This window comes from Mesorhizobium amorphae (assembly GCF_014843845.1).
In the GTDB taxonomy this organism is placed as follows: Bacteria; Pseudomonadota; Alphaproteobacteria; order Rhizobiales; family Rhizobiaceae; genus Mesorhizobium; species Mesorhizobium amorphae_A.
The window spans coordinates 1-16,815 of sequence record NZ_JHQS01000006.1; the positions used below are offsets into that span (position 1 = coordinate 1).

At 62.5% G+C, this 16,815-nt stretch carries 18 protein-coding genes and 3 tRNA genes; 9 read left to right on the forward strand and 12 right to left on the reverse strand.

Annotation, left to right across the window (positions count from 1 at the left end; genetic code table 11):
* Positions 1 to 289: GTP-binding protein (locus DH08_RS01085; RefSeq protein WP_192177492.1), on the reverse strand; the 289-nt coding region annotated here is incomplete at its 3' end.
* A 283-nt stretch (positions 290 to 572) separates the two neighbouring features.
* Here DH08_RS01085 and DH08_RS01090 point away from each other — a divergent pair.
* Positions 573 to 1,460 carry a DMT family transporter gene (locus DH08_RS01090; RefSeq protein WP_192177493.1) on the forward strand — a complete coding sequence of 296 codons (888 nt, stop codon included), beginning with the start codon at positions 573 to 575 and terminating at the stop codon, positions 1,458 to 1,460.
* A 3-nt stretch (positions 1,461 to 1,463) separates the two neighbouring features.
* On the opposite strand, the gene DH08_RS01095 is transcribed toward DH08_RS01090, so the two are convergent.
* The 3 genes from DH08_RS01095 to DH08_RS01105 form a co-directional block, all read right to left on the reverse strand.
* Positions 1,464 to 2,270 carry a sulfotransferase family 2 domain-containing protein gene (locus DH08_RS01095; RefSeq protein WP_192177494.1) on the reverse strand — a complete coding sequence of 269 codons (807 nt, stop codon included), beginning with the start codon at positions 2,268 to 2,270 and terminating at the stop codon, positions 1,464 to 1,466.
* 238 nt (positions 2,271 to 2,508) lie between these two features.
* A tRNA-Gly gene (locus DH08_RS01100) sits at positions 2,509 to 2,582 on the reverse strand.
* A 32-nt stretch (positions 2,583 to 2,614) separates the two neighbouring features.
* Positions 2,615 to 2,699: transfer RNA gene (locus DH08_RS01105), tRNA-Tyr, on the reverse strand.
* Positions 2,700 to 2,910: 211 nt separating this feature from the next.
* Here DH08_RS01105 and DH08_RS01110 point away from each other — a divergent pair.
* Entirely contained in the window at positions 2,911 to 3,768 is an 858-nt protein-coding gene (locus DH08_RS01110; protein ID WP_192177495.1) for a TrmH family RNA methyltransferase, read from the forward strand.
* Positions 3,769 to 3,816: 48 nt separating this feature from the next.
* Here the strand turns inward: DH08_RS01110 and DH08_RS01115 are convergent, their stop codons facing one another.
* From DH08_RS01115 to gcl, 3 genes are read right to left on the reverse strand one after another with little or no spacing between them, the layout of a single operon-like run.
* Positions 3,817 to 4,860 (reverse strand): 2-hydroxy-3-oxopropionate reductase, encoded by a 1,044-nt coding sequence (locus DH08_RS01115; RefSeq protein ID WP_345892329.1) that lies wholly within the window; start codon positions 4,858 to 4,860, stop codon positions 3,817 to 3,819.
* Positions 4,814 to 5,611, reverse strand: a complete 798-nt coding sequence (otnI, locus tag DH08_RS01120) for a 2-oxo-tetronate isomerase (RefSeq protein WP_192177497.1) — start codon at positions 5,609 to 5,611, stop codon at positions 4,814 to 4,816. Before otnI ends, DH08_RS01115 begins: the two co-directional genes overlap by 47 nt.
* 27 nt (positions 5,612 to 5,638) lie before the next feature.
* Positions 5,639 to 7,420 (reverse strand): glyoxylate carboligase, encoded by a 1,782-nt coding sequence (gene gcl, locus DH08_RS01125; RefSeq protein ID WP_192177498.1) that lies wholly within the window; start codon positions 7,418 to 7,420, stop codon positions 5,639 to 5,641.
* Positions 7,421 to 7,622: 202 nt separating this feature from the next.
* Here gcl and bhcR point away from each other — a divergent pair, with 202 nt between their 5' ends.
* Both bhcR and DH08_RS01135 read left to right on the forward strand, forming a co-directional pair.
* Positions 7,623 to 8,507: an HTH-type transcriptional regulator BhcR gene (gene bhcR, locus DH08_RS01130; RefSeq protein WP_192177499.1), complete on the forward strand. Its 885-nt coding sequence runs from the start codon at positions 7,623 to 7,625 to the stop codon at positions 8,505 to 8,507.
* A 65-nt stretch (positions 8,508 to 8,572) separates the two neighbouring features.
* The gene (locus DH08_RS01135; protein WP_192177500.1) at positions 8,573 to 9,058 is read left to right on the forward strand and encodes a YbaK/EbsC family protein; all 486 of its coding nucleotides are present in this window, start codon (positions 8,573 to 8,575) and stop codon (positions 9,056 to 9,058) included.
* Here the strand turns inward: DH08_RS01135 and DH08_RS01140 are convergent.
* The 3 genes from DH08_RS01140 to DH08_RS01150 form a co-directional block, all read right to left on the reverse strand.
* Positions 9,055 to 9,411, reverse strand: a complete 357-nt coding sequence (locus tag DH08_RS01140) for a hypothetical protein (protein ID WP_192177501.1) — start codon at positions 9,409 to 9,411, stop codon at positions 9,055 to 9,057. The genes DH08_RS01135 and DH08_RS01140 overlap by 4 nt on opposite strands.
* 186 nt (positions 9,412 to 9,597) lie before the next feature.
* On the reverse strand, positions 9,598 to 9,906 hold the full coding sequence (locus DH08_RS01145; RefSeq protein ID WP_192177502.1) for a BA14K family protein: 309 nt from the start codon (positions 9,904 to 9,906) through the stop codon (positions 9,598 to 9,600).
* 250 nt (positions 9,907 to 10,156) lie between these two features.
* On the reverse strand, positions 10,157 to 10,324 hold the full coding sequence (locus DH08_RS01150; protein WP_192177503.1) for a hypothetical protein: 168 nt from the start codon (positions 10,322 to 10,324) through the stop codon (positions 10,157 to 10,159).
* A gap of 157 nt (positions 10,325 to 10,481) precedes the next feature.
* On the opposite strand from DH08_RS01150, the gene DH08_RS01155 reads away from it, so the two are divergent.
* Together DH08_RS01155 and DH08_RS01160 are read left to right on the forward strand one after the other, a co-directional pair.
* Positions 10,482 to 10,557: transfer RNA gene (locus DH08_RS01155), tRNA-Thr, on the forward strand.
* A 66-nt stretch (positions 10,558 to 10,623) separates the two neighbouring features.
* Positions 10,624 to 11,256, forward strand: coding sequence for a cupin domain-containing protein (locus tag DH08_RS01160; RefSeq protein ID WP_192177504.1), 633 nt, complete (start codon positions 10,624 to 10,626; stop codon positions 11,254 to 11,256).
* Between the two features lie 789 nt (positions 11,257 to 12,045).
* On the opposite strand, the gene DH08_RS01165 is transcribed toward DH08_RS01160, so the two are convergent.
* The gene (locus DH08_RS01165) at positions 12,046 to 12,324 is read right to left on the reverse strand and encodes a hypothetical protein (protein WP_246800648.1); all 279 of its coding nucleotides are present in this window, start codon (positions 12,322 to 12,324) and stop codon (positions 12,046 to 12,048) included.
* 205 nt (positions 12,325 to 12,529) lie between these two features.
* Here DH08_RS01165 and DH08_RS01170 point away from each other — a divergent pair, with 205 nt between their 5' ends.
* Positions 12,530 to 13,879, forward strand: coding sequence for a calcium-binding protein (locus DH08_RS01170; RefSeq protein ID WP_192177505.1), 1,350 nt, complete (start codon positions 12,530 to 12,532; stop codon positions 13,877 to 13,879).
* A 231-nt stretch (positions 13,880 to 14,110) separates the two neighbouring features.
* Here the strand turns inward: DH08_RS01170 and DH08_RS01175 are convergent, their stop codons facing one another.
* Positions 14,111 to 14,758, reverse strand: a complete 648-nt coding sequence (locus DH08_RS01175; RefSeq protein ID WP_192177506.1) for a TetR/AcrR family transcriptional regulator — start codon at positions 14,756 to 14,758, stop codon at positions 14,111 to 14,113.
* Positions 14,759 to 14,849: 91 nt separating this feature from the next.
* On the opposite strand from DH08_RS01175, the gene DH08_RS01180 reads away from it, so the two are divergent.
* Both DH08_RS01180 and DH08_RS01185 read left to right on the forward strand, forming a co-directional pair.
* The gene (locus tag DH08_RS01180) at positions 14,850 to 15,935 is read left to right on the forward strand and encodes a polyamine ABC transporter substrate-binding protein (RefSeq protein ID WP_192177507.1); all 1,086 of its coding nucleotides are present in this window, start codon (positions 14,850 to 14,852) and stop codon (positions 15,933 to 15,935) included.
* 13 nt (positions 15,936 to 15,948) lie between these two features.
* The gene (locus tag DH08_RS01185) at positions 15,949 to 16,815 is read left to right on the forward strand and encodes an ABC transporter permease (RefSeq protein WP_192177508.1); all 867 of its coding nucleotides are present in this window, start codon (positions 15,949 to 15,951) and stop codon (positions 16,813 to 16,815) included.

Consider the following 16,815-nt stretch of genomic DNA (forward strand, 5'->3'; position numbering starts at 1 on the left):
CGCCGTCCATCTGCGCGGCACCGGTGATCATGTTCTTCACATAGTCGGCGTGGCCGGGGCAGTCGACGTGGGCATAGTGGCGGTTGGCCGTCTCGTATTCGACATGCGCCGTCGAGATGGTGATGCCGCGGGCCTTCTCTTCCGGCGCCGCATCGATCTGGTCATAGCGCTTGTATTCGCCAAAATACTTCGTGATCGCCGCCGTCAGCGACGTCTTGCCATGATCGACGTGGCCGATCGTGCCGATGTTCACATGAGGCTTAGTGCGCTCGAATTTACCTTTTGCCATAGTCTCTTTCCTTGGACGGCCTGGACCTTCAGTTCTGTCGAATGCGGGGCGATTAGCGACTACGGCTGCAAAACACAAGTGCCTTGTGGCTGAGCGCTCTCTCAGTCGGTCCGAACCTGCGATCCGATTTTCGGGGGATATGGCGTGCATATAGGAACGCCAGCCAGGAAATGAAATAGGCGAGAGCCCCGCCTCGTCAGAGCCGCAATCCCCTGCCCTTGCCGGATTTACAGCGCGGGCCTGGCCCATTGCCGCCGCCGCATCGGTCTGATTTGGTCGACCGATGCAGTTCATTCCCACAAACATCCGCGGCCCGTTGTTCATGGTCGTTTCGACCGGGTTCTACCTGGTCAACGACACGATGATGAAACTCGCGACCTCAGGGCTGCCGTCCTACGAGGTGCTGTTTCTGCGCGGCGTCGCTGCTGGCCTGTGGGGGATGCCGCTGTTGCTGCTGCTCGGCTATCGCAAGCAGGTGCCGCTGATCCTCGACAAAAGGGTTTTGCGCAGAAACCTCTTCGAACTGGCGGCGATCCTTTGCTACGTGGTGGCGCTGGCCAACATGCAAATCGCCGATGCCACCGCGCTCGGGCAGATCACGCCGCTGCTGATGCTGGTCGGCTCCTCGATCCTGTTCGGCGAACGGATCGGCGGCGCGCGCATGGCGCTGATCGGGCTTGGCTTCATCGGCGCGCTGATGGTGGCGCAGCCGACGATGCAAGGGATATCGGTCTATGCCTTGCTGGCGCTCGGCAATGCGGTGCTGTCGGCCGCACGCGATCTCGCCGGCCGCAAGGTCGGCGCCGACGTTCCGGGGATGATCGTCGCCATGTCAGCGGTCCTGGTAGTGCTGGTCGGCGCCGGCGCCGCGCATCTGGTTTCCGAGCCATGGGTGATGCCCGAGGCCCGTCACCTGGCGCTGATTGCAGGCGCCGGTTTCTTCCTGATCTTCGGCCATTTCTTCATCTTCATGGCCTATCGCGTCGGGCCGACGAGCGCGGTGGCGCCATTCTACTATTGCTTCACCGTCTGGGCGGTTATCTCCGGCCTGCTGGTGTTCGGGCAGTTTCCCAATGCACTTGCCGTCTGCGGCATCCTGCTGGTGGTGGCAAGCGGCCTCGCCATCGTGTCGCTCGACGAGCGCAAGCGCCGGCTGACCGTCGTCGCCTGATCTCTAGACCAAGCCGCGTTCGACCAGCGGCCGCTTGGACATGAAGTGCAGGAAGTTGCGCGGCGTTCTGGGGAAAATGAGGCGGCCGTCACGCCAGGCTGCCGGATCGCCGTAGGCATGCAGCGTCGAGGGCTCGCCGGCATCGCCCTCGGGAATGCCTCCCCATCTGCCTGGGTCGTAATAGTCGACCAGAAAGCCATAGTCGTAGCGGCAGAACCGCATTGCCTTGGCGAGCGCCTCGGACGACATGTCCGATGGCCCGAATTTCGTTGCCGCCGCCTGCAGCCGAGGCAGATCCAGCGCCCGCCCGCCGAGAGTGGAAAAAAACGCGCCGACCTCGTCCATGCGCTCGAACCTGAAGACCCGCTCGAACTGGAACAGGTTGCTGCCGGTGAAATGGCGCACCGACGCGACGTGGAACCGGACCTCCCACGAACACGCACAATATTTCTCGATGTTGAGGATGAACGTGTCGAGATCCGGATCGACGGGGATGCCGAAGCCTTCGAGCTTGTCCTTATCAGCCGACGGTCTGGCCATCACCCGCGCATCGCGGATCCGGCTGGAATAGGCCGAGAGAAGCCGCTCCAGCGGATCGCGAACAATGGTGAACCGGCGCTTGTGCGCATCGCGCAGCGGATGGAAGGGATCGACATGATTTGTCGGCAGATGGCTGTGGACTTCGTTGTCAGGGTCGGGAAAATCGATGTCCTTCCCGCCAAGTGCAATCAACGCATATTTGACGCTGCTGCTGCCGCTTTTCGGGATCGGATAGTAGGTGACCGCAAGCTCTTTCGATTCAATCGCCATTGCCGTCCCCCTGCATCTGTTTGCACGCAGCGCCCGACCCGAGGCCTGCAGTGACGCCGCCAGTCACCGCGGCGTCGCGCAGCCTCTACACGTGAGGGCTGGACCTGCCAACCGCAGGGCGGGATGCTTTTCAGGCAGTTGCTAGAAGAGCTGTGGCCGGTTTGACGATCTTGCGCCGATGAAGCCGGCGACGACATACGGCGCGCAGCGCCTCGGTGTTCATGATCTTGGTGGAATCTGGAGCGGGTAGCGGGAATCGAACCCGCATATTCAGCTTGGAAGGCTGCTGCTCTACCACTGAGCTATACCCGCATCGTCTCGTCTCAAGGCTTACGGGCTGGCAGTGGTGGAGAGGGTTGGATTCGAACCAACGTAGGCTAAGCCAACGGATTTACAGTCCGTCCCCTTTAACCACTCGGGCACCTCTCCAGCCTGCCGTCGAAGCCTTGCAACGAGGCATTCTCGCCGATCAGGTCGAAACCTAGGTTTTGTCCGAAATCAGCGAAGCGCCTTATGGCGGCAAGGCCTTTGGGTGTCAACCGCAACCTCTCGGCAAAATGCGCTGAATTTGACACCCCGCCCGGCAAGCCGGCTTTCTGCCAGTATCCACGGCCCGACGACACGGCTATAGAAGCCGGCCATGAGCAACGACACCAAGCCCAAGACCCCGAAAGACACCCATTACGCCAAGCTGCGTCGCGCCCACCGCGACGAGAAGGCCGGTGGCGCGCCGGCATTCCGGCCGCGCCAGCCGGTGCCGGCCGGCGAGAACGCGGCCGACGGTCTGGTCAGGCTTTACGGCCTGCACACGGTGCGGGCGGCCCTCGACAATCCGCGCCGGCGGATCCGGAAAATGCTGGTGACGCGCAACGCCGCCGAGCGGCTGGCGATCGCCGACCTCGCCGCTTTGCCCTTCAAGGCCGAACTGGTCGAACCGAAGGAGATCGACAGGATCACCGGTTCGGACGCCGTCCATCAGGGTGTGCTGATCGAGGCCGAGCCGCTGAAGCCGAAGCGCCTCGATGCGCTTGGCGACACAAAACTGGTGCTGGTGCTCGACCAGGTCACCGACCCGCACAATGTCGGCGCCATCCTGCGCTCGGCGGTCGCCTTCGGCGCCGGCGCGCTGATCACCACGGCCCGCCACAGCCCGCAGGAATCCGGCGTGCTGGCAAAATCGGCCTCCGGCGCGCTGGAACACATCGACCAGATCGAGGTAAAGAACCTGGCCGACGCGCTGGCACAACTGCACGAAGCCGGATTCCAGACCATCGGCCTCGATTCGGACGGGCCGGTGGAGCTCGAAACCAGTTTTTCAGGCGAAAAGATCGCGCTGGTACTCGGCGCCGAAGGCAAGGGTCTGCGCCAGAAGACGCGCGAGACGGTAACGACGCTGGCCCGCCTCGACATGCCGGGCGCGATCAGATCGCTCAACGTGTCGAACGCAGCGGCGGTGAGCCTTTATGCGGCGAGGAAGTTTCTAGCGAGTAGTAAGTAGTGGAGTAGTGAGTAGCGAAGATTGCGACTACTCACTACTGACCATTCACTACTCACTAACCTCATGTCCCGCCATCCGCTCCAGTGCACGAACCAGCGCCGAGTGGTCCTCTTTCGCCCCGCCATTGGCCGCGCAGGAATTAAACAGCTGCTGCGTGGTCGAGGTGTTGGGTAGAGAGACACCGAGCGCCTTGGCGCCTTCCAGCGCCAGGTTCAGATCCTTCTGGTGCAGTTCGATCCGAAAACCCGGCGCGAAGGTGCGCTTGACCATGCGTTCGCCATGGACTTCGAGGATGCGCGAGGCGGCCAGCCCGCCCATCAGCGCCTGACGCACCTTGGCCGGGTCGGCTCCGGCTTTCGATGCAAAAACAAGCGCTTCGGCGACGGCTTCAATGGTCAGCGCGACGACAATCTGGTTGGCGACCTTGGTCGTCTGTCCGACGCCGTTCGGCCCGACCAGCGTGATGTTCTTGCCCATCTTTTCGAATACCGGCTTGGCGCGTTCGAACGCCTTGTCCTCGCCGCCAACCATGATGGTCAGCGACGCCGCCTTGGCACCGACCTCACCGCCCGAAACCGGCGCGTCGAGATAGTCGCAGCCGAGATCGTTGATCTTCTTGGCGAACTCTTTGGTCGCGATGGGCGAGATCGAGCTCATGTCGATGACCAGCTTGCCCTTCGACAGGCCGGACGCGACACCGTTCTCGCCGAACAGCACATCGGCCACTTGCGGCGTGTCGGGAACCATCAGGATGATGATGTCGGCTGCCTTGGCCACGGCGTCATGGCCGGTGACGGTCTTCAGCCCCTTGGCAACGAGATCGGCGGGTGGTTTGGAACGATGATCGCTGGAGACGACTGTGTAGCCGGCACCCAGCAGATGCCCCGCCATCGGTGCGCCCATGATGCCGAGGCCGATGAAGCCGATGGTTTCCATTGTTGTTCTCCGTCGAAACTGTTTGCTGAGGCCGCGTTCCTTCGCGCCCCCTCTGGCCTGCCGGCCATCTCCCCCACTTGGGGGGAGATCGGCAGTTTCGGCGTCGGCTCTAAGCCGCCGCGCTCCCCTGCCCGGCAAACGCCCTGAACCACCCAAGCCCAGCCTCCGTCGCCGCCTTCGGCTTGTATTCCGCGCCGACCCAGCCTGAGTAGCCGATGCGGTCGATATGCTCGTAGAGGAAAGGATAGTTGATCTCGCCCGTCCCCGGCTCGTGACGGCCGGGATTGTCCGCAAGCTGGATATGCGCGATGCGGCCGAGGTTTGCCTCGATGGTACGGGCGAGATCCCCCTCCATGATCTGCATGTGATAGATGTCGTATTGCAGGAACAGGTTCTTCGAGCCGATGCGGTCGATCAGCGCCAGCGCCTGATCGGAATGGGTGAGGAAGAAACCCGGAATGTCACGCGTGTTGATCGGCTCGATCAGCAGCCGGATGCCGGCCTGCTCCAGCTTCTCGGCCGCGAAGGCCAGGTTCTCGGCGAAGACGTTCTCCAGCGCGGAGCGATCCGCATCTTGCGGCGCGATGCCGGCGAGGCAGTTGATCTGCTCGCAGCCGAGCGCATGCGCATAGCTGATCGCCTTGGCCACGCCTTGCCGGAATTCCGGCACGCGGTCCGGCAGCACGGCGATGCCGCGCTCGCCCTTGCCCCAGTCGCCGGCCGGCAGATTGAACAGCACCTGTGTCAGGCCATTCTTCTTCAGCCGCGCCGCGACCACCTCAGGCGCATGGTCATAGGGGCCGATATATTCGACGCCCTTGAAGCCGGCGCGGGCCGCCGCATCGAAGCGATCGAGGAACCCATGCTCGCCAAAGAGCATCGACAGATTGGCTGAAAAACGCGGCATTCTTTTTCTCCTTGTTCCCGCCCGGGCCTAATCCAACATCACGATGGCAGTCGGCGCATCCTCGTGGCTTTCGGCAAGCTCCTCGAATTCGGTGATCTTGTCGATCTCCGTGCCCATGGAAATGTTGGTGACGCGCTCGAGGATGAATTCGAGCACGACCGGAACCTGATGCTCCTTCATCAGCCGCTGCGCCTGCTTGAAGGCGCCGGCGAACTCCTCCGGCTTCCTCACCCTGACCGCCTTGCAGCCCATCGCCTCGGCGACCGCGACATGGTCGACACCGTAGCCGGCTTCGGGATCGTTGGCGCGGTTGACGTTCTCGAAGGCGAGGCTGACCTCGAAATCCATCGAAAAGCCACGCTGCGCCTGGCGGATCAGGCCGAGATAGGCATTGTTCACCACGACATGGATGTAGGGCAATTTGTGCTGTGCGCCGACCGCCAGTTCCTCGATCATGAACTGGAAGTCGTAGTCGCCGGACAGCGCCACGATGGTGCGGTCGGGATCGGCGGCGCGCACGCCGAGCGCTGCCGGCAGCGTCCAGCCGAGCGGTCCGGCCTGGCCGCAATTGATCCAGTTGCGCGGCTTGTAGACATGCAGGAACTGCGCGCCGGCGATCTGCGACAGCCCGATCGTAGTGACATAGGTGGTATCGCGGCCGAACGCCTTGTTCATCTCCTCATAGACGCGCTGCGGCTTCAGCGGCACCTGCTCGAAATGCGTCTTGCGCTTCATCGTCTTCTTGCGCTGCTGGCATTCTTTCGCCCAACCCGACCAGTCGCGCAGCTTTCCCGCCGTCCGCCATTCAGTGGCGACGTCGAGCAATATCTTCAGCGCTGCACCCGCATCCGAGACGACGCCGAGATCCGGCGCGAAGACGCGGCCTATCTGCGTAGGCTCGATATCGACGTGGATGAACTTCTTGCCCTTGGTGTAGACATCGACCGAGCCGGTGTGGCGGTTGGCCCAGCGGTTGCCGATGCCGAAAACGAAGTCGGCTTCCAGCATGGTCGCATTGCCGTAGCGGTGCGAGGTCTGCAGCCCGCACATGCCGGCCATCAGCCGATGGTCGTCGGGGATCGCGCCCCAGCCCATCAGCGTCGGAATGACCGGCACGCCGGTGATCTCGGCGAATTCGATCAAAAGATCGGACGCGTCGGCATTGATGATGCCGCCGCCGGCGACGATCAGCGGCTTTTCGGCTGCGTTGAGCATCGCCAGTGCCTTCTCGGCCTGGGCGCGCGTCATCGCCGGCTTGAACGGGACAAGCGGCTCGTAGGCGTCGATGTCGAACTCGATCTCGGCCAGTTGCACATCGACCGGCAGGTCGATCAGCACCGGACCCGGCCGCGACGAGCGCATCAGATGAAAGGCCTTCTGCAGCGCCATCGGCACCAGATAGGGCTCCATGACCGTGACCGCCCATTTCGCGACGGGCGCTGCGATCGCGGCGATGTCGACGGCCTGAAAATCCTCCTTGTTCAGCCTGGCACGCGGCGCCTGGCCGGTGATGCACAGGATCGGGATGGAATCGGCCGCCGCCGAATAGAGCCCGGTGATCATGTCGGTGCCGGCCGGGCCGGAGGTGCCGATGCAAAGGCCGATGTTGCCGGCCTTGGTCCGTGTATAGCCTTCGGCCATGTGCGAGGCCGCTTCGACATGGCGCGCCAGGATATGGCGGACTGTGCCCCTCGCCTTCAGTGCCGAGTAGAACGGGTTGATCGCCGCGCCCGGCACGCCGAAGGCGCAGGTGATGCCTTCCTTTTCGAGAACGAGAACCGCTGCGTCGACAGCGCGCATCCTGGCCATGTCCAGCCTCCGCAAATGTGTTGATGGCCAAGGATGGCAGCGTTCTAGACATTTTTCAATTTTTTCAGAATATTTTTTCATTTCTAGAAAGCGGCGATTACAGACTGATTTTATTGGGTTTTCCGTTTTCCACAATTCAACCACGCAAACGCGTGAAAAACTTTTTCATTGCTTGTTTGGCGAAATCGGCAAGAATGGCGCCATGGAAACAACCGAAAAGCGCCAGCGCGGCCGTCCCCGCGCCTTCAACGGCCCCTCCGAGGCCGCTTCGGTGCAGTCGCTGGACCGGGCGCTGCGCATCCTGGCCATCGTTGCCGAAGGCAGCGGCCTGTCGCTGAGCGAGATCGCCGCGCAGAGCGGCCTCGCCGCGTCGACCGCCTACCGCATGCTGACGACGCTGCAAAACCACGGCATGGTCGAGTTCGAAAGCACCGACCAGCTGTGGTCGATCGGCGTCGAAACCTATCGTATGGGCGCGGCGTTCCTGCGCCGGCGCAAGCTGGTCGACCGCGCCCGCATCGTCATGCAGGAATTGATGGAAAAGACCGGCGAGACCGCCAATCTCGGCGTCGCCGAGGACGATTGCGTCGTCTTCGTCAGCCAGGTTGAGACGCATCAGGCGATCCGCGCCTTCTTCCGGCCGGGCACGCGCAGCTCGTTTCATGCTTCCGGCATCGGCAAGGCGGTGCTGGCGCATCTGGAACCCGAGCGCGTCGGCGCCATCCTGCGCAAGGCGGGGCTGGAGCGGTTTACCGAAAACACGCTGTCCGACATCTCCGCGCTGGCCCACGATCTGGTGCGGATCAAGCTGCGCGGCTGGTCGGTCGACGACGAGGAGCGGCATCCCGGAATGCGCTGCGTCGCCGCCGCCATCTTCAACGAGTTCGGCGAGCCAATCGGCGGCGTTTCGGTGTCGGGGCCGACGGTACGGGTGACGCAGGAGCGGCTGGCCGAGATCGGGCCGTTGGTGCGCGAGGCGGCGACGGAAATCACCCGGATGATCGGCGGCCTTTCGAACCCTTCTACACAAGGCAGCGCCGATGCACCGGGATCACTCTTCGACATCACCGCCGCGCGCTCGCCTTGACACGCGGCCGGTGACGGCCAAGTCTGCGCCAACCTTCCAAAGCCGCCAGTTCCCGCCTGAAGAGAATGAGCCTCCAGTCCGTCAAAGCCTTCTTCGCCGAACATGCCCCCGACATCGAGGTGATCGAAACGCCGACAAGCTCGGCGACCGTGACCCTCGCGGCCGAGGCGCATGGTGTCGAGCCGGGGCAAATTGCCAAGACCATCTGCATGCGCGCCGGCGACCGGGTTCTGCTGGTCGTCGCCCGTGGCGACGCGCGCATCGACAACCGCAAGACGCGCGATGCCTTCGGCGGCAAGCCGCGCATGCTCGATGCCGAACAGGTGGCTGATATCACCGGCCACCCGGTCGGCGGCGTCTGCCCCTTCGGCCTCGCCTCGCCGCTGCCGGTCTATTGCGACGTCTCGCTGCGCGCCTTCGAAGAGGTCGTGCCGGCAGCCGGCGCAACCAATGCTGCGGTGAGAATAGGCGTCGAGCGCATGGCCGGACTGGTCGGCGCCGAATGGTGCGACATCTGCCAGGACAGCTTGAGCGCAGCAGCGGCCCGCTAACCGCCCGGCAGAGCGCTCTTGCCCGCAACCTCGAGGACATCGAGCAGGATCGCCAGCCCGACGCCGCTTGCGGTGAAGATGAGACCCGCGATGAAGATGCGGTTGGCGTGCTCGTAGATGCGCCTTTGCAGCGACTGGACATCGAGCAGCATCGACAGCGCCCGCATCTGCAGCGCGATGCCGATCAGGATCGGCACGACGGCGAGCAGATGGTAGGTTTGCCAGGGGATCGGGTTGGCGGCCCAATGGGTGATGAAGCCCAGCGAAAACGCCAGCAGAATGCCGACGGTGGTGACCGTGCCGTTGCGAAAAACCGGCTCGATCAGGTCTTCCTTCGGATCCTGTTCGTCCAAGGATCCCTCCTCTCCGTTGGCCGTGGAGGAGAGATTAAACGTTCGGAAAATCGCTGTACACCGCCGGGCGCGGGCGGCGCCGACATTGACAGTCGACCGATCCAACAGGAGCCGAACCCCGCAGGCAGCGGAAAAGGGGCACGGAGGAGCCCCTTCTTCCATTTGCCTGAAGCGGTTCACCTCCTCTCAGAGACGGCAGTAATGACGGTAGCCGTCATAGCCGACATAGGTGTCGGAGTACGGGTCGTAGCTGGCATAGCGGGCGAGGCAACGACGGACGTGCCGCGACTCGCCATAGTCCTCGACATAGACCGGGCGCGGCTGCTGGGCGAGCAGGCTGCCAAGGACAAACCCGCCGACGCCGGCGGCAATGCCGATGCCGATTTCGCGGTGGTGATGATGGCCGTGGGCGGGCGAGGGCTGGATGGTGCCGGCCAGCGTGGCGGCGGCGACGGTCGTGGCGATCAGGCCGGAAACGAGTGTGCGTTTGAACATGACGATCTCCTGGTTTCGTTGGAGAGGCGATCCATCCGCCTCTTGATCGTCAGTCGCGGCGAGCCGGAAAAAGGTTCGACAAATCTTCGATTTTTTTCGCCAAGGGGCTGAGGCGTTCTTTTGGGCGGTCGTTGGACCGCGCTCTCGACCTGCCGGCAGCACAGTTGTCAGCGATGCAGTGAGACCCGCGCACGACAAAGCTGCGGCTCACTACTGACTACCGACTATTCACTACTCCCCAATCCACTCCCTACCCCATGCCGGTGACATGGCGCAGCCAGAAGGCCAGCGCGATGAAGCCGATGATGGTGGTGACGCCGGTCCAGTCGATATTGGCGTTCTTCACATCCTTGACGAGCCTGACCAGGAGAAGAAAGGCCACCACGACAAGCGGAAGAATGATGACGAATCTGATCATGCGACACCCTCGCTAAGGCGATTGCACCTCCATCATATGTAGGAAACGAATTGGCGGTTTTCAGCATGCCTGCCCTGCCGCCTCGACAGGGTCCATTAGCAACCAAGAATGGAGTTTTGACTTTACTGGCGCACGAAATATGCTACCGGAGCGCCGTGCCCTTGTAGCTCAGCTGGTAGAGCAGCGGTTTTGTAAACCGAAGGTCGGCGGTTCGATTCCGTCCGGGGGCACCAGTTCGCAGCCAGAACGTCAATCTCCTGTTTTCGATGCGCCGGCATTCCAGAAATACGAGATGATCCATGTCACGTTGTGGAGACGTCTACGAGAACAAGGTGACCGGCGAATTTGCCGTGATCCTGCGTGGCACCGAAGACCGCGGCCAGGGGCCAGGCATCGTTCATCTGACCGCGCGGCCAGGCGCCGCTGTCGTTGGCGAGCACTTCCATCCGAACATGATCGAACGGTTTGCCGTCGTCAGCGGCCGGCTCGATGCCTCCATAGCCGGCAAGACATTTTCTCTGGGACCCGGCCAATCGGCAACGGTCGAGGCAGGCGTGGTGCACGATTGGTGGAACAGCAGCAGGACCGACGAGGCGCACGTCCTGATCGAAATCGAACGGGCGCACGGCGCGGACCATATTGACCCGAACCGCTTCGAGCTGCTGATCGGCATGCTCTTCGGCCTCGCCAATGCCGGTCGGGTGGACAAGAAAGGAAAACCTTTCCTGCTTCAGGCGGCAGTCATCGCCAGCGAATTTGCCGACGTGATCGTCTTCACGCAGCCTCCACCCGCAATTCAGCGGGTGGCGCTCGCAATCCTGGCGCCACTCGCCAGTCTGCTCGGATATCGGGCGATCGACCCTGATCTCTGCAGACCCCACGCACATGTCACGCCGGCCCCCGAAATCCTCGCTTTGGTGGCGGACCGCTGACAGACATGTCGGAATTCACGCCCCTGAAGGGAGGATCTTCCGATGCGCTCGGCAGCACTGCGGCTTCGATCGAGCCGACAAGTGCTGTTCCCACTGATCCGTATTGAGCGCGCCGCCCGTCTCCATCGCGGCCTGCTGCGAGACGATCTAAAAGGGTAACGAGCGTATGACAGAGATTGCGACAGTCGCGGCAGCTATGACGAGCAAGATCTTGGCAATCCGGTCGTTTTCTTCGAACCGGTCGCTATTTGGGTAGCCCCTTCTGGGCTTGGATCGTGGTCGAAGCATTGCCATGGCGCGCCCTCCCGTGTTCGAAGAGCATCTTGATCATAATTTCCCCCTCCGAAACCGCCGCTCTCGGACACAGTTCCTAAGCAAAAAGCCGTAGTGCGGCCCGGCAGGACGTGCGAGCGCCGTTCGGCGCCATCGTGCTTCGATCCAGCCGGGAAGCTTGTTGCGCCATTAGTTAGCGAAGACTAATATTCTGACCTCTTCGAGGTCGAGAGGGCCGCGCATGTCGGGTCGACCTGCTTTAGCGCCAGCTATAATCGTGCCAGCTACGATGCCGATCCCTATTTGCCTTGGCGTCCCTGCAGGGCTCTGGGTAGAAGCATTCCAAACCGATCAGGATGTCCGCCAGTATTGGCGGGGCTATGCTCTTGGGGGCGCGGTGTGCGCCGTTTTGCTGATCATCGAGCTTCTGGCAATTCACCTGCTGCTCTGAGTCAGCAGCGCTGCTTTGCAGGCGTTCGCTGAGCCTTCCGGCAGGCAGGTCATGGTCGACGTGATTCACACCTCAATCACCGCCACCAGTATCCGGTTCTGCCTGCGAATCGCGGCCCGCAATTCCGGTATCTTCGCCTCGTCGCGCTTCACGAACTCAATGAACATCATGTTCATGTTGTTGAACACCAGCTCGCCCAGCGCTGGCCCGTCAATATCGCGCCGCACCAGACCGACCTCCTGCAGCCTCGCGACCAGCGCGCAAATCTGCTCGGTCAGCGCCCGGTCGAGCCCGGTGTAGGCCTGGCCGAACGGACTGTCGGGCAGCTGCGGAGAGATCGCCATCGCCTGCCGCCAGATAGTGCAGCGAGTGCTCGATATAGATGCCGATCACCATCCGATATTTTGTATTTTGTTAAATTTTGTGATTTGCGCGATACCGGCAACCGGGCTTTTGGTGCGTGCAGGCCTTTCTGGCTTCAGGCATTTGGGCACAAACGGCGGGGGGTATGAAAGGTGGCCGAGCATGGCCCTTGGAAGCACCGTCGTCTTGACCGGCGACTATGGCTACAGCAGCTACAAACCATCCAGTCTGGCCGCCGACACCATTATCGATGCCACTAACGCCTCGTGGATCGTCGCCAACCAGGGAAGTCCCACCAACCGCTATCCCGTCTCGATCACCGGCCCCGGCGACAACCTCCTGGTTTCGGGCGGCACGATCAACGGCACGGTTTCCCAAACCGGCGACTGGGAGAGCATCTACATCAACTCCGCCGCAGTCCGTGTAAATTCAGCCTACAGCTTTGTCATTGACGACTGGACGATCACCAAGCCCTGGGATGGCATCCGTGTCGGCGGCACTGGCACCTTCCTGATCGACGATTGCTATGTCGGCTACTCCCGAGACGACGCGGTCGAGGACGACGACGTCATCGGCGGCGCCATCCGGGATTCCCTGTTCGACAACGTGTATTCCGGCGTGAGCCTTGGTGACGGTGACGTGGATGGGTCTGACAACACGGTCATCATGGAGGGCATGCTTCTGGGCATGAAAGAGTACCTTCGCAAAGGCGAGATGACCCACGGCTCGCCGTTCAAACTCGACAAGGGCACAGGCTCTGACGATGTCGTGCCCAGCCTGCACTTTATCGATTGTGTCGTGGCGATCACCGACGTCAACCACAACGGCATGGAGCGGCTGCAGCGGGCCTGGGACAAGACGGTCGAGTCGCACGGCAATTACTACCTCAACCTCTCTGACACGCCGCTGCCGTCCGATTACCCAATGCCGCCCGCCGGCTGGACGGTCTTGCAAGGCCAGGCGGCCCGCGATTACTGGGCCAACGCCAAGGCGGCCTGGCATGCAGCCCATGACGGGACCGACCCGTCACCGTCACCGTCACCGCCGACACCGCCGTCACCGCCGACACCGCCGACCGACCCGGCCAAGGGAACCACCGGGAACGACACTTTTGTCGGCACTGGCGCGGCCGACCGCTATGATGCCCTGGCTGGCGACGACACACTGTGGGGCGGGGGTGGCAACGACGTGCTGACCGGTGGCGCCGGCGACGACACCTTCGTGTTTAACACGGCCTATGGCTCCGGCAATGTCGACACACTCACCGACTTCCACGCGGCTGATGACGCGCTTTATCTCGACAATGCCGTCTTCACCAAGCTCGGCCCCGGTTCCCTATCCAGCCCGACGCAGGTGAACTCGTCGTATTTCGAGTTGCGCGAACACGCCACCAGCAGCAACGATTACCTGCTCTACAACCAGACCACGGGCGTTCTGTACTATGACCCCGATGGCTCGAAATCGGCCGACCAGGTGCAAATCGCCCAGCTAGCGGCCGGGGCGGCCCTGAGCTATCACGACGTGTTCATCATATGATCGCTCAAGCGATCGCACATGGCACTACGAAGCGCGAGCGCGTCGCACGAGGACGCCTCGCGTGTGGTGGCCCGAATTCCCGATCCGCCCGAACAGGTCGCTCTGGCGGTCTGTACCCGATGTGGAATTCGTCCACTATGGCCGATCCGGTGCCATGTCTCTTCGGCAAGATCGCGCGGAACCTCATGGCGGTCTTCAACAATTCCTGTGTCAACCAGTTCGCTGAAGACGTCATGGATTTCTCCTGTCTGCGCCTGACTCCTCACACACGACAATCGCCGCCACCAGTATCCGGTTCTGCCGCCGGATCGCCGCGCGCAGCTCCGGTATCTTCGCCTCGTCGCGCTTCACGAACTCGATGAACATCATGTTCATGTTGTTGAAGACCAGTTCGCCAAGCGCCGGGCCGTCTATGTCGGCGCGCACCAGGCCAAGTGCTTGCAGCCGCGCGATCAGCGCGCGGATCTGCTCGGTCAGTTCCCGGTCGAGCGCCGTATAGGCCTGGCCGAACGGACTGTCGGGCAGCTGCGTCGAGATCGCCATCGCCTGCCGCCACATCTCCTTGCTGAGATAATGCAGCGAGTGCTCGACATAAATGCCGAGCAGCGTGTCCAGCGCATCGCCGACATTGGCCGGCGGGTTGGCGACCACGCCGCGCCCGGCATTGAGCACCTCGTTGACCTCCATCGAGACGATGGCGCCGAGGATGTCGCCCTTGTTCTGGTAATAATTGTAGATCGTGCCGATCGACACTTCGGCCTGCGCGGCGATGGCCTCGATCTTGGCGCCTTCATAACCGGCCTCGCGGAACAGGGCCGCCGCCGCCTCGATGATGCGGCGGTGCCGATCCGCCTTTTGCCTTGCCCGCAATCCGCTCATGAAAGCCTCTTGCCATAAAAACAGAATTGACTCAATTTTAGAATTGGTTCAATTTTTTGCAAGAAGCCACAAAGGCAAGGGAGAACACTCGATGCCCGCACACACCACGAATCCGCTTTCCATCGTGAACCGCCATCTACGCGCCGCTTGTGCCGCCACGGCACTGCTGCTGACGACGGGCGGTCTCGCAGAGGCCGCCGATCTCAACGCCCTGATCTGGTGCGACCATGCCGACCCGGCGCTGCTGCAGCCTTTCGAGGAGGCCAATGGCGTCAAGGTCAACGTCAAGGAATTCGAGGGCACCGGCGCCGGTCTCGCCATCGTAGAACAGTCGCAGCCCGGCGACTGGGACGTGATGGTAATCGACTCGATCGACGTGCCGCGCGGCGTCGAAAAAGGCTTGTTCGAGCCGTTGCCCGAGGACAAGCTGCCCGTCGCCGACCTGTTCCCGCAGGTGAAGATGGACGGCTCGACCGTCGTCGGCGGCAAGCGCTACGGCATCACCGAAAAATTCGGCTACAACACGATCGGCTTCAACAAGACCAAGGTCGATCCGGCCGACATGCAGTCGCTGGCCGCGCTCACCAGTGACAAATACAAGGGCAAGATCGCCATCTACGACTACTATCTGCCGGTCATCGGCATGGCCGCTTTGGCGATCGGCAAGAAGACGGCGGAGCTCACCGAAGCCGACCTGCCCGCCATCAAGGCCGAGCTTCTCAAGATGAAGGCCAATGCCAAGCTGGTCGGCGAAGTGACCGCCAGCCAGACCGCTCTGGCCACCGGCGAGGTCGACATATTGGTCGGCGGCGGCGAATGGGTAACGGCGGGCCTCGCCAAGGAAAACCCGGCGCTGGATTTCTCCATCCCCAAGGAAGGCGCGGTGCTGTGGTCGCAGTCGCTCGCCATGTTCAAGGATTCCAAGAACAAGGACATGGCGCTGAAATTCATCCAGTACATCATGTCCCCGGAGGGCCAGGCGCGCCTTGCCACTTCCTCCTGCTACTGGGGCATGCCGTCGAACACCAAGGCAGCACTGACCGACGACCAGAAGAAGATCCTGCGCTTCGACGAGCAGCCGGACTTCCTCGCCCGCGCCCAATCCTACCCCGCGCCGAATGCCGACCTCGACAAGAAGATGCAGGACGTCTGGACCGAAATGCTGCAGGCGCAGTGAGCGGCTGCCGGCGATGAGCACTGTCACCAACAGCGGGCGTGCCCTGCCCCGGGCGGGCCGTGCCCTGCCCTGGGCGCTGGTCACGCCGGCGCTCGGCTGGACATTGCTGTTCTTCGTGCTGCCCTTCATCGCCATGGGGTTTTCCAGCCTCACGGCGCATGAAGGCGGCGGCTTCACTTTTGCCAACTACAGCCAGTTTTTCACCGATCCGTCCTACTGGCGCGCCATGGTGAACTCGCTGCAGGTGACGACGATCGTCACCGTCGTCTCGGTGCTGCTCGCCTACCCCTTTGCCTGGATCCTCGCCGAACAGGTGCCCGAGCGCTGGCAGCGGCTGGCGCTCATGCTGGCCGTGCTGCCGTTCTGGACCTCCTATGTCGTGCGCTCCTACTCCTGGCTCCTGGTGCTGGCGCAGAACGGCGTCATCAACCGCACGCTGACCGGCCTCGGCCTCGTCGGCGAGCCGCTGCAGCTCGCCAATACCCGTTTCGCCACCGTCACCGGCTTCGTGCATTTCTTCGTCATGCTGTTGACGCTGACCATCTTCGCCAATCTGAAGCAGCTCAGCCCAAGCTATCGCAAGGCCGCCGCCGATCTCGGCGCCGGGCCGGTGCGCACCTTCCTGCATGTCGTGCTGCCGCTGACACTGCCCGGCATCATGGTCGGCGCCTTTCTCACCTTCGTACTCTGCATCGGCGACTACATCACGCCGCAGATTCTCGGCGGCAACAACGAGCTTTTGATGCCGCAGTTGGTGATGATGCAGATCGGCCGGCGCGGCGATTTCCCGCTGGCGTCGGCGCTGTCGATCGTCCTGATGGCGGTCGTCACCGTCGCCTACCTCGCCTGCGCCCGCTGGCTCAAAATCGAGCGGGCCTGA

What these genes read in the sequence shown, in the direction of transcription:
- DH08_RS01185 (WP_192177508.1), top strand. Translation starts at nt 15,949, where the DNA reads ATGAGCACTGTCACCAACAGCGGGCGTGCCCTGCCCCGGGCGGGCCGT.
- DH08_RS01165 (WP_246800648.1), bottom strand. Translation starts at nt 12,324, where the DNA reads ATGGCGATCTCTCCGCAGCTGCCCGACAGTCCGTTCGGCCAGGCCTAC.
- DH08_RS01145 (WP_192177502.1), bottom strand. Translation starts at nt 9,906, where the DNA reads ATGTTCAAACGCACACTCGTTTCCGGCCTGATCGCCACGACCGTCGCC.
- DH08_RS01150 (WP_192177503.1), bottom strand. Translation starts at nt 10,324, where the DNA reads ATGATCAGATTCGTCATCATTCTTCCGCTTGTCGTGGTGGCCTTTCTT.
- DH08_RS01110 (WP_192177495.1), top strand. Translation starts at nt 2,911, where the DNA reads ATGAGCAACGACACCAAGCCCAAGACCCCGAAAGACACCCATTACGCC.
- DH08_RS01175 (WP_192177506.1), bottom strand. Translation starts at nt 14,758, where the DNA reads ATGAGCGGATTGCGGGCAAGGCAAAAGGCGGATCGGCACCGCCGCATC.
- gcl (WP_192177498.1), bottom strand. Translation starts at nt 7,420, where the DNA reads ATGGCCAGGATGCGCGCTGTCGACGCAGCGGTTCTCGTTCTCGAAAAG.
- DH08_RS01090 (WP_192177493.1), top strand. Translation starts at nt 573, where the DNA reads ATGCAGTTCATTCCCACAAACATCCGCGGCCCGTTGTTCATGGTCGTT.
- DH08_RS01135 (WP_192177500.1), top strand. Translation starts at nt 8,573, where the DNA reads ATGAGCCTCCAGTCCGTCAAAGCCTTCTTCGCCGAACATGCCCCCGAC.
- DH08_RS01095 (WP_192177494.1), bottom strand. Translation starts at nt 2,270, where the DNA reads ATGGCGATTGAATCGAAAGAGCTTGCGGTCACCTACTATCCGATCCCG.
- bhcR (WP_192177499.1), top strand. Translation starts at nt 7,623, where the DNA reads ATGGAAACAACCGAAAAGCGCCAGCGCGGCCGTCCCCGCGCCTTCAAC.
- DH08_RS01180 (WP_192177507.1), top strand. Translation starts at nt 14,850, where the DNA reads ATGCCCGCACACACCACGAATCCGCTTTCCATCGTGAACCGCCATCTA.
- DH08_RS01160 (WP_192177504.1), top strand. Translation starts at nt 10,624, where the DNA reads ATGTCACGTTGTGGAGACGTCTACGAGAACAAGGTGACCGGCGAATTT.
- otnI (WP_192177497.1), bottom strand. Translation starts at nt 5,611, where the DNA reads ATGCCGCGTTTTTCAGCCAATCTGTCGATGCTCTTTGGCGAGCATGGG.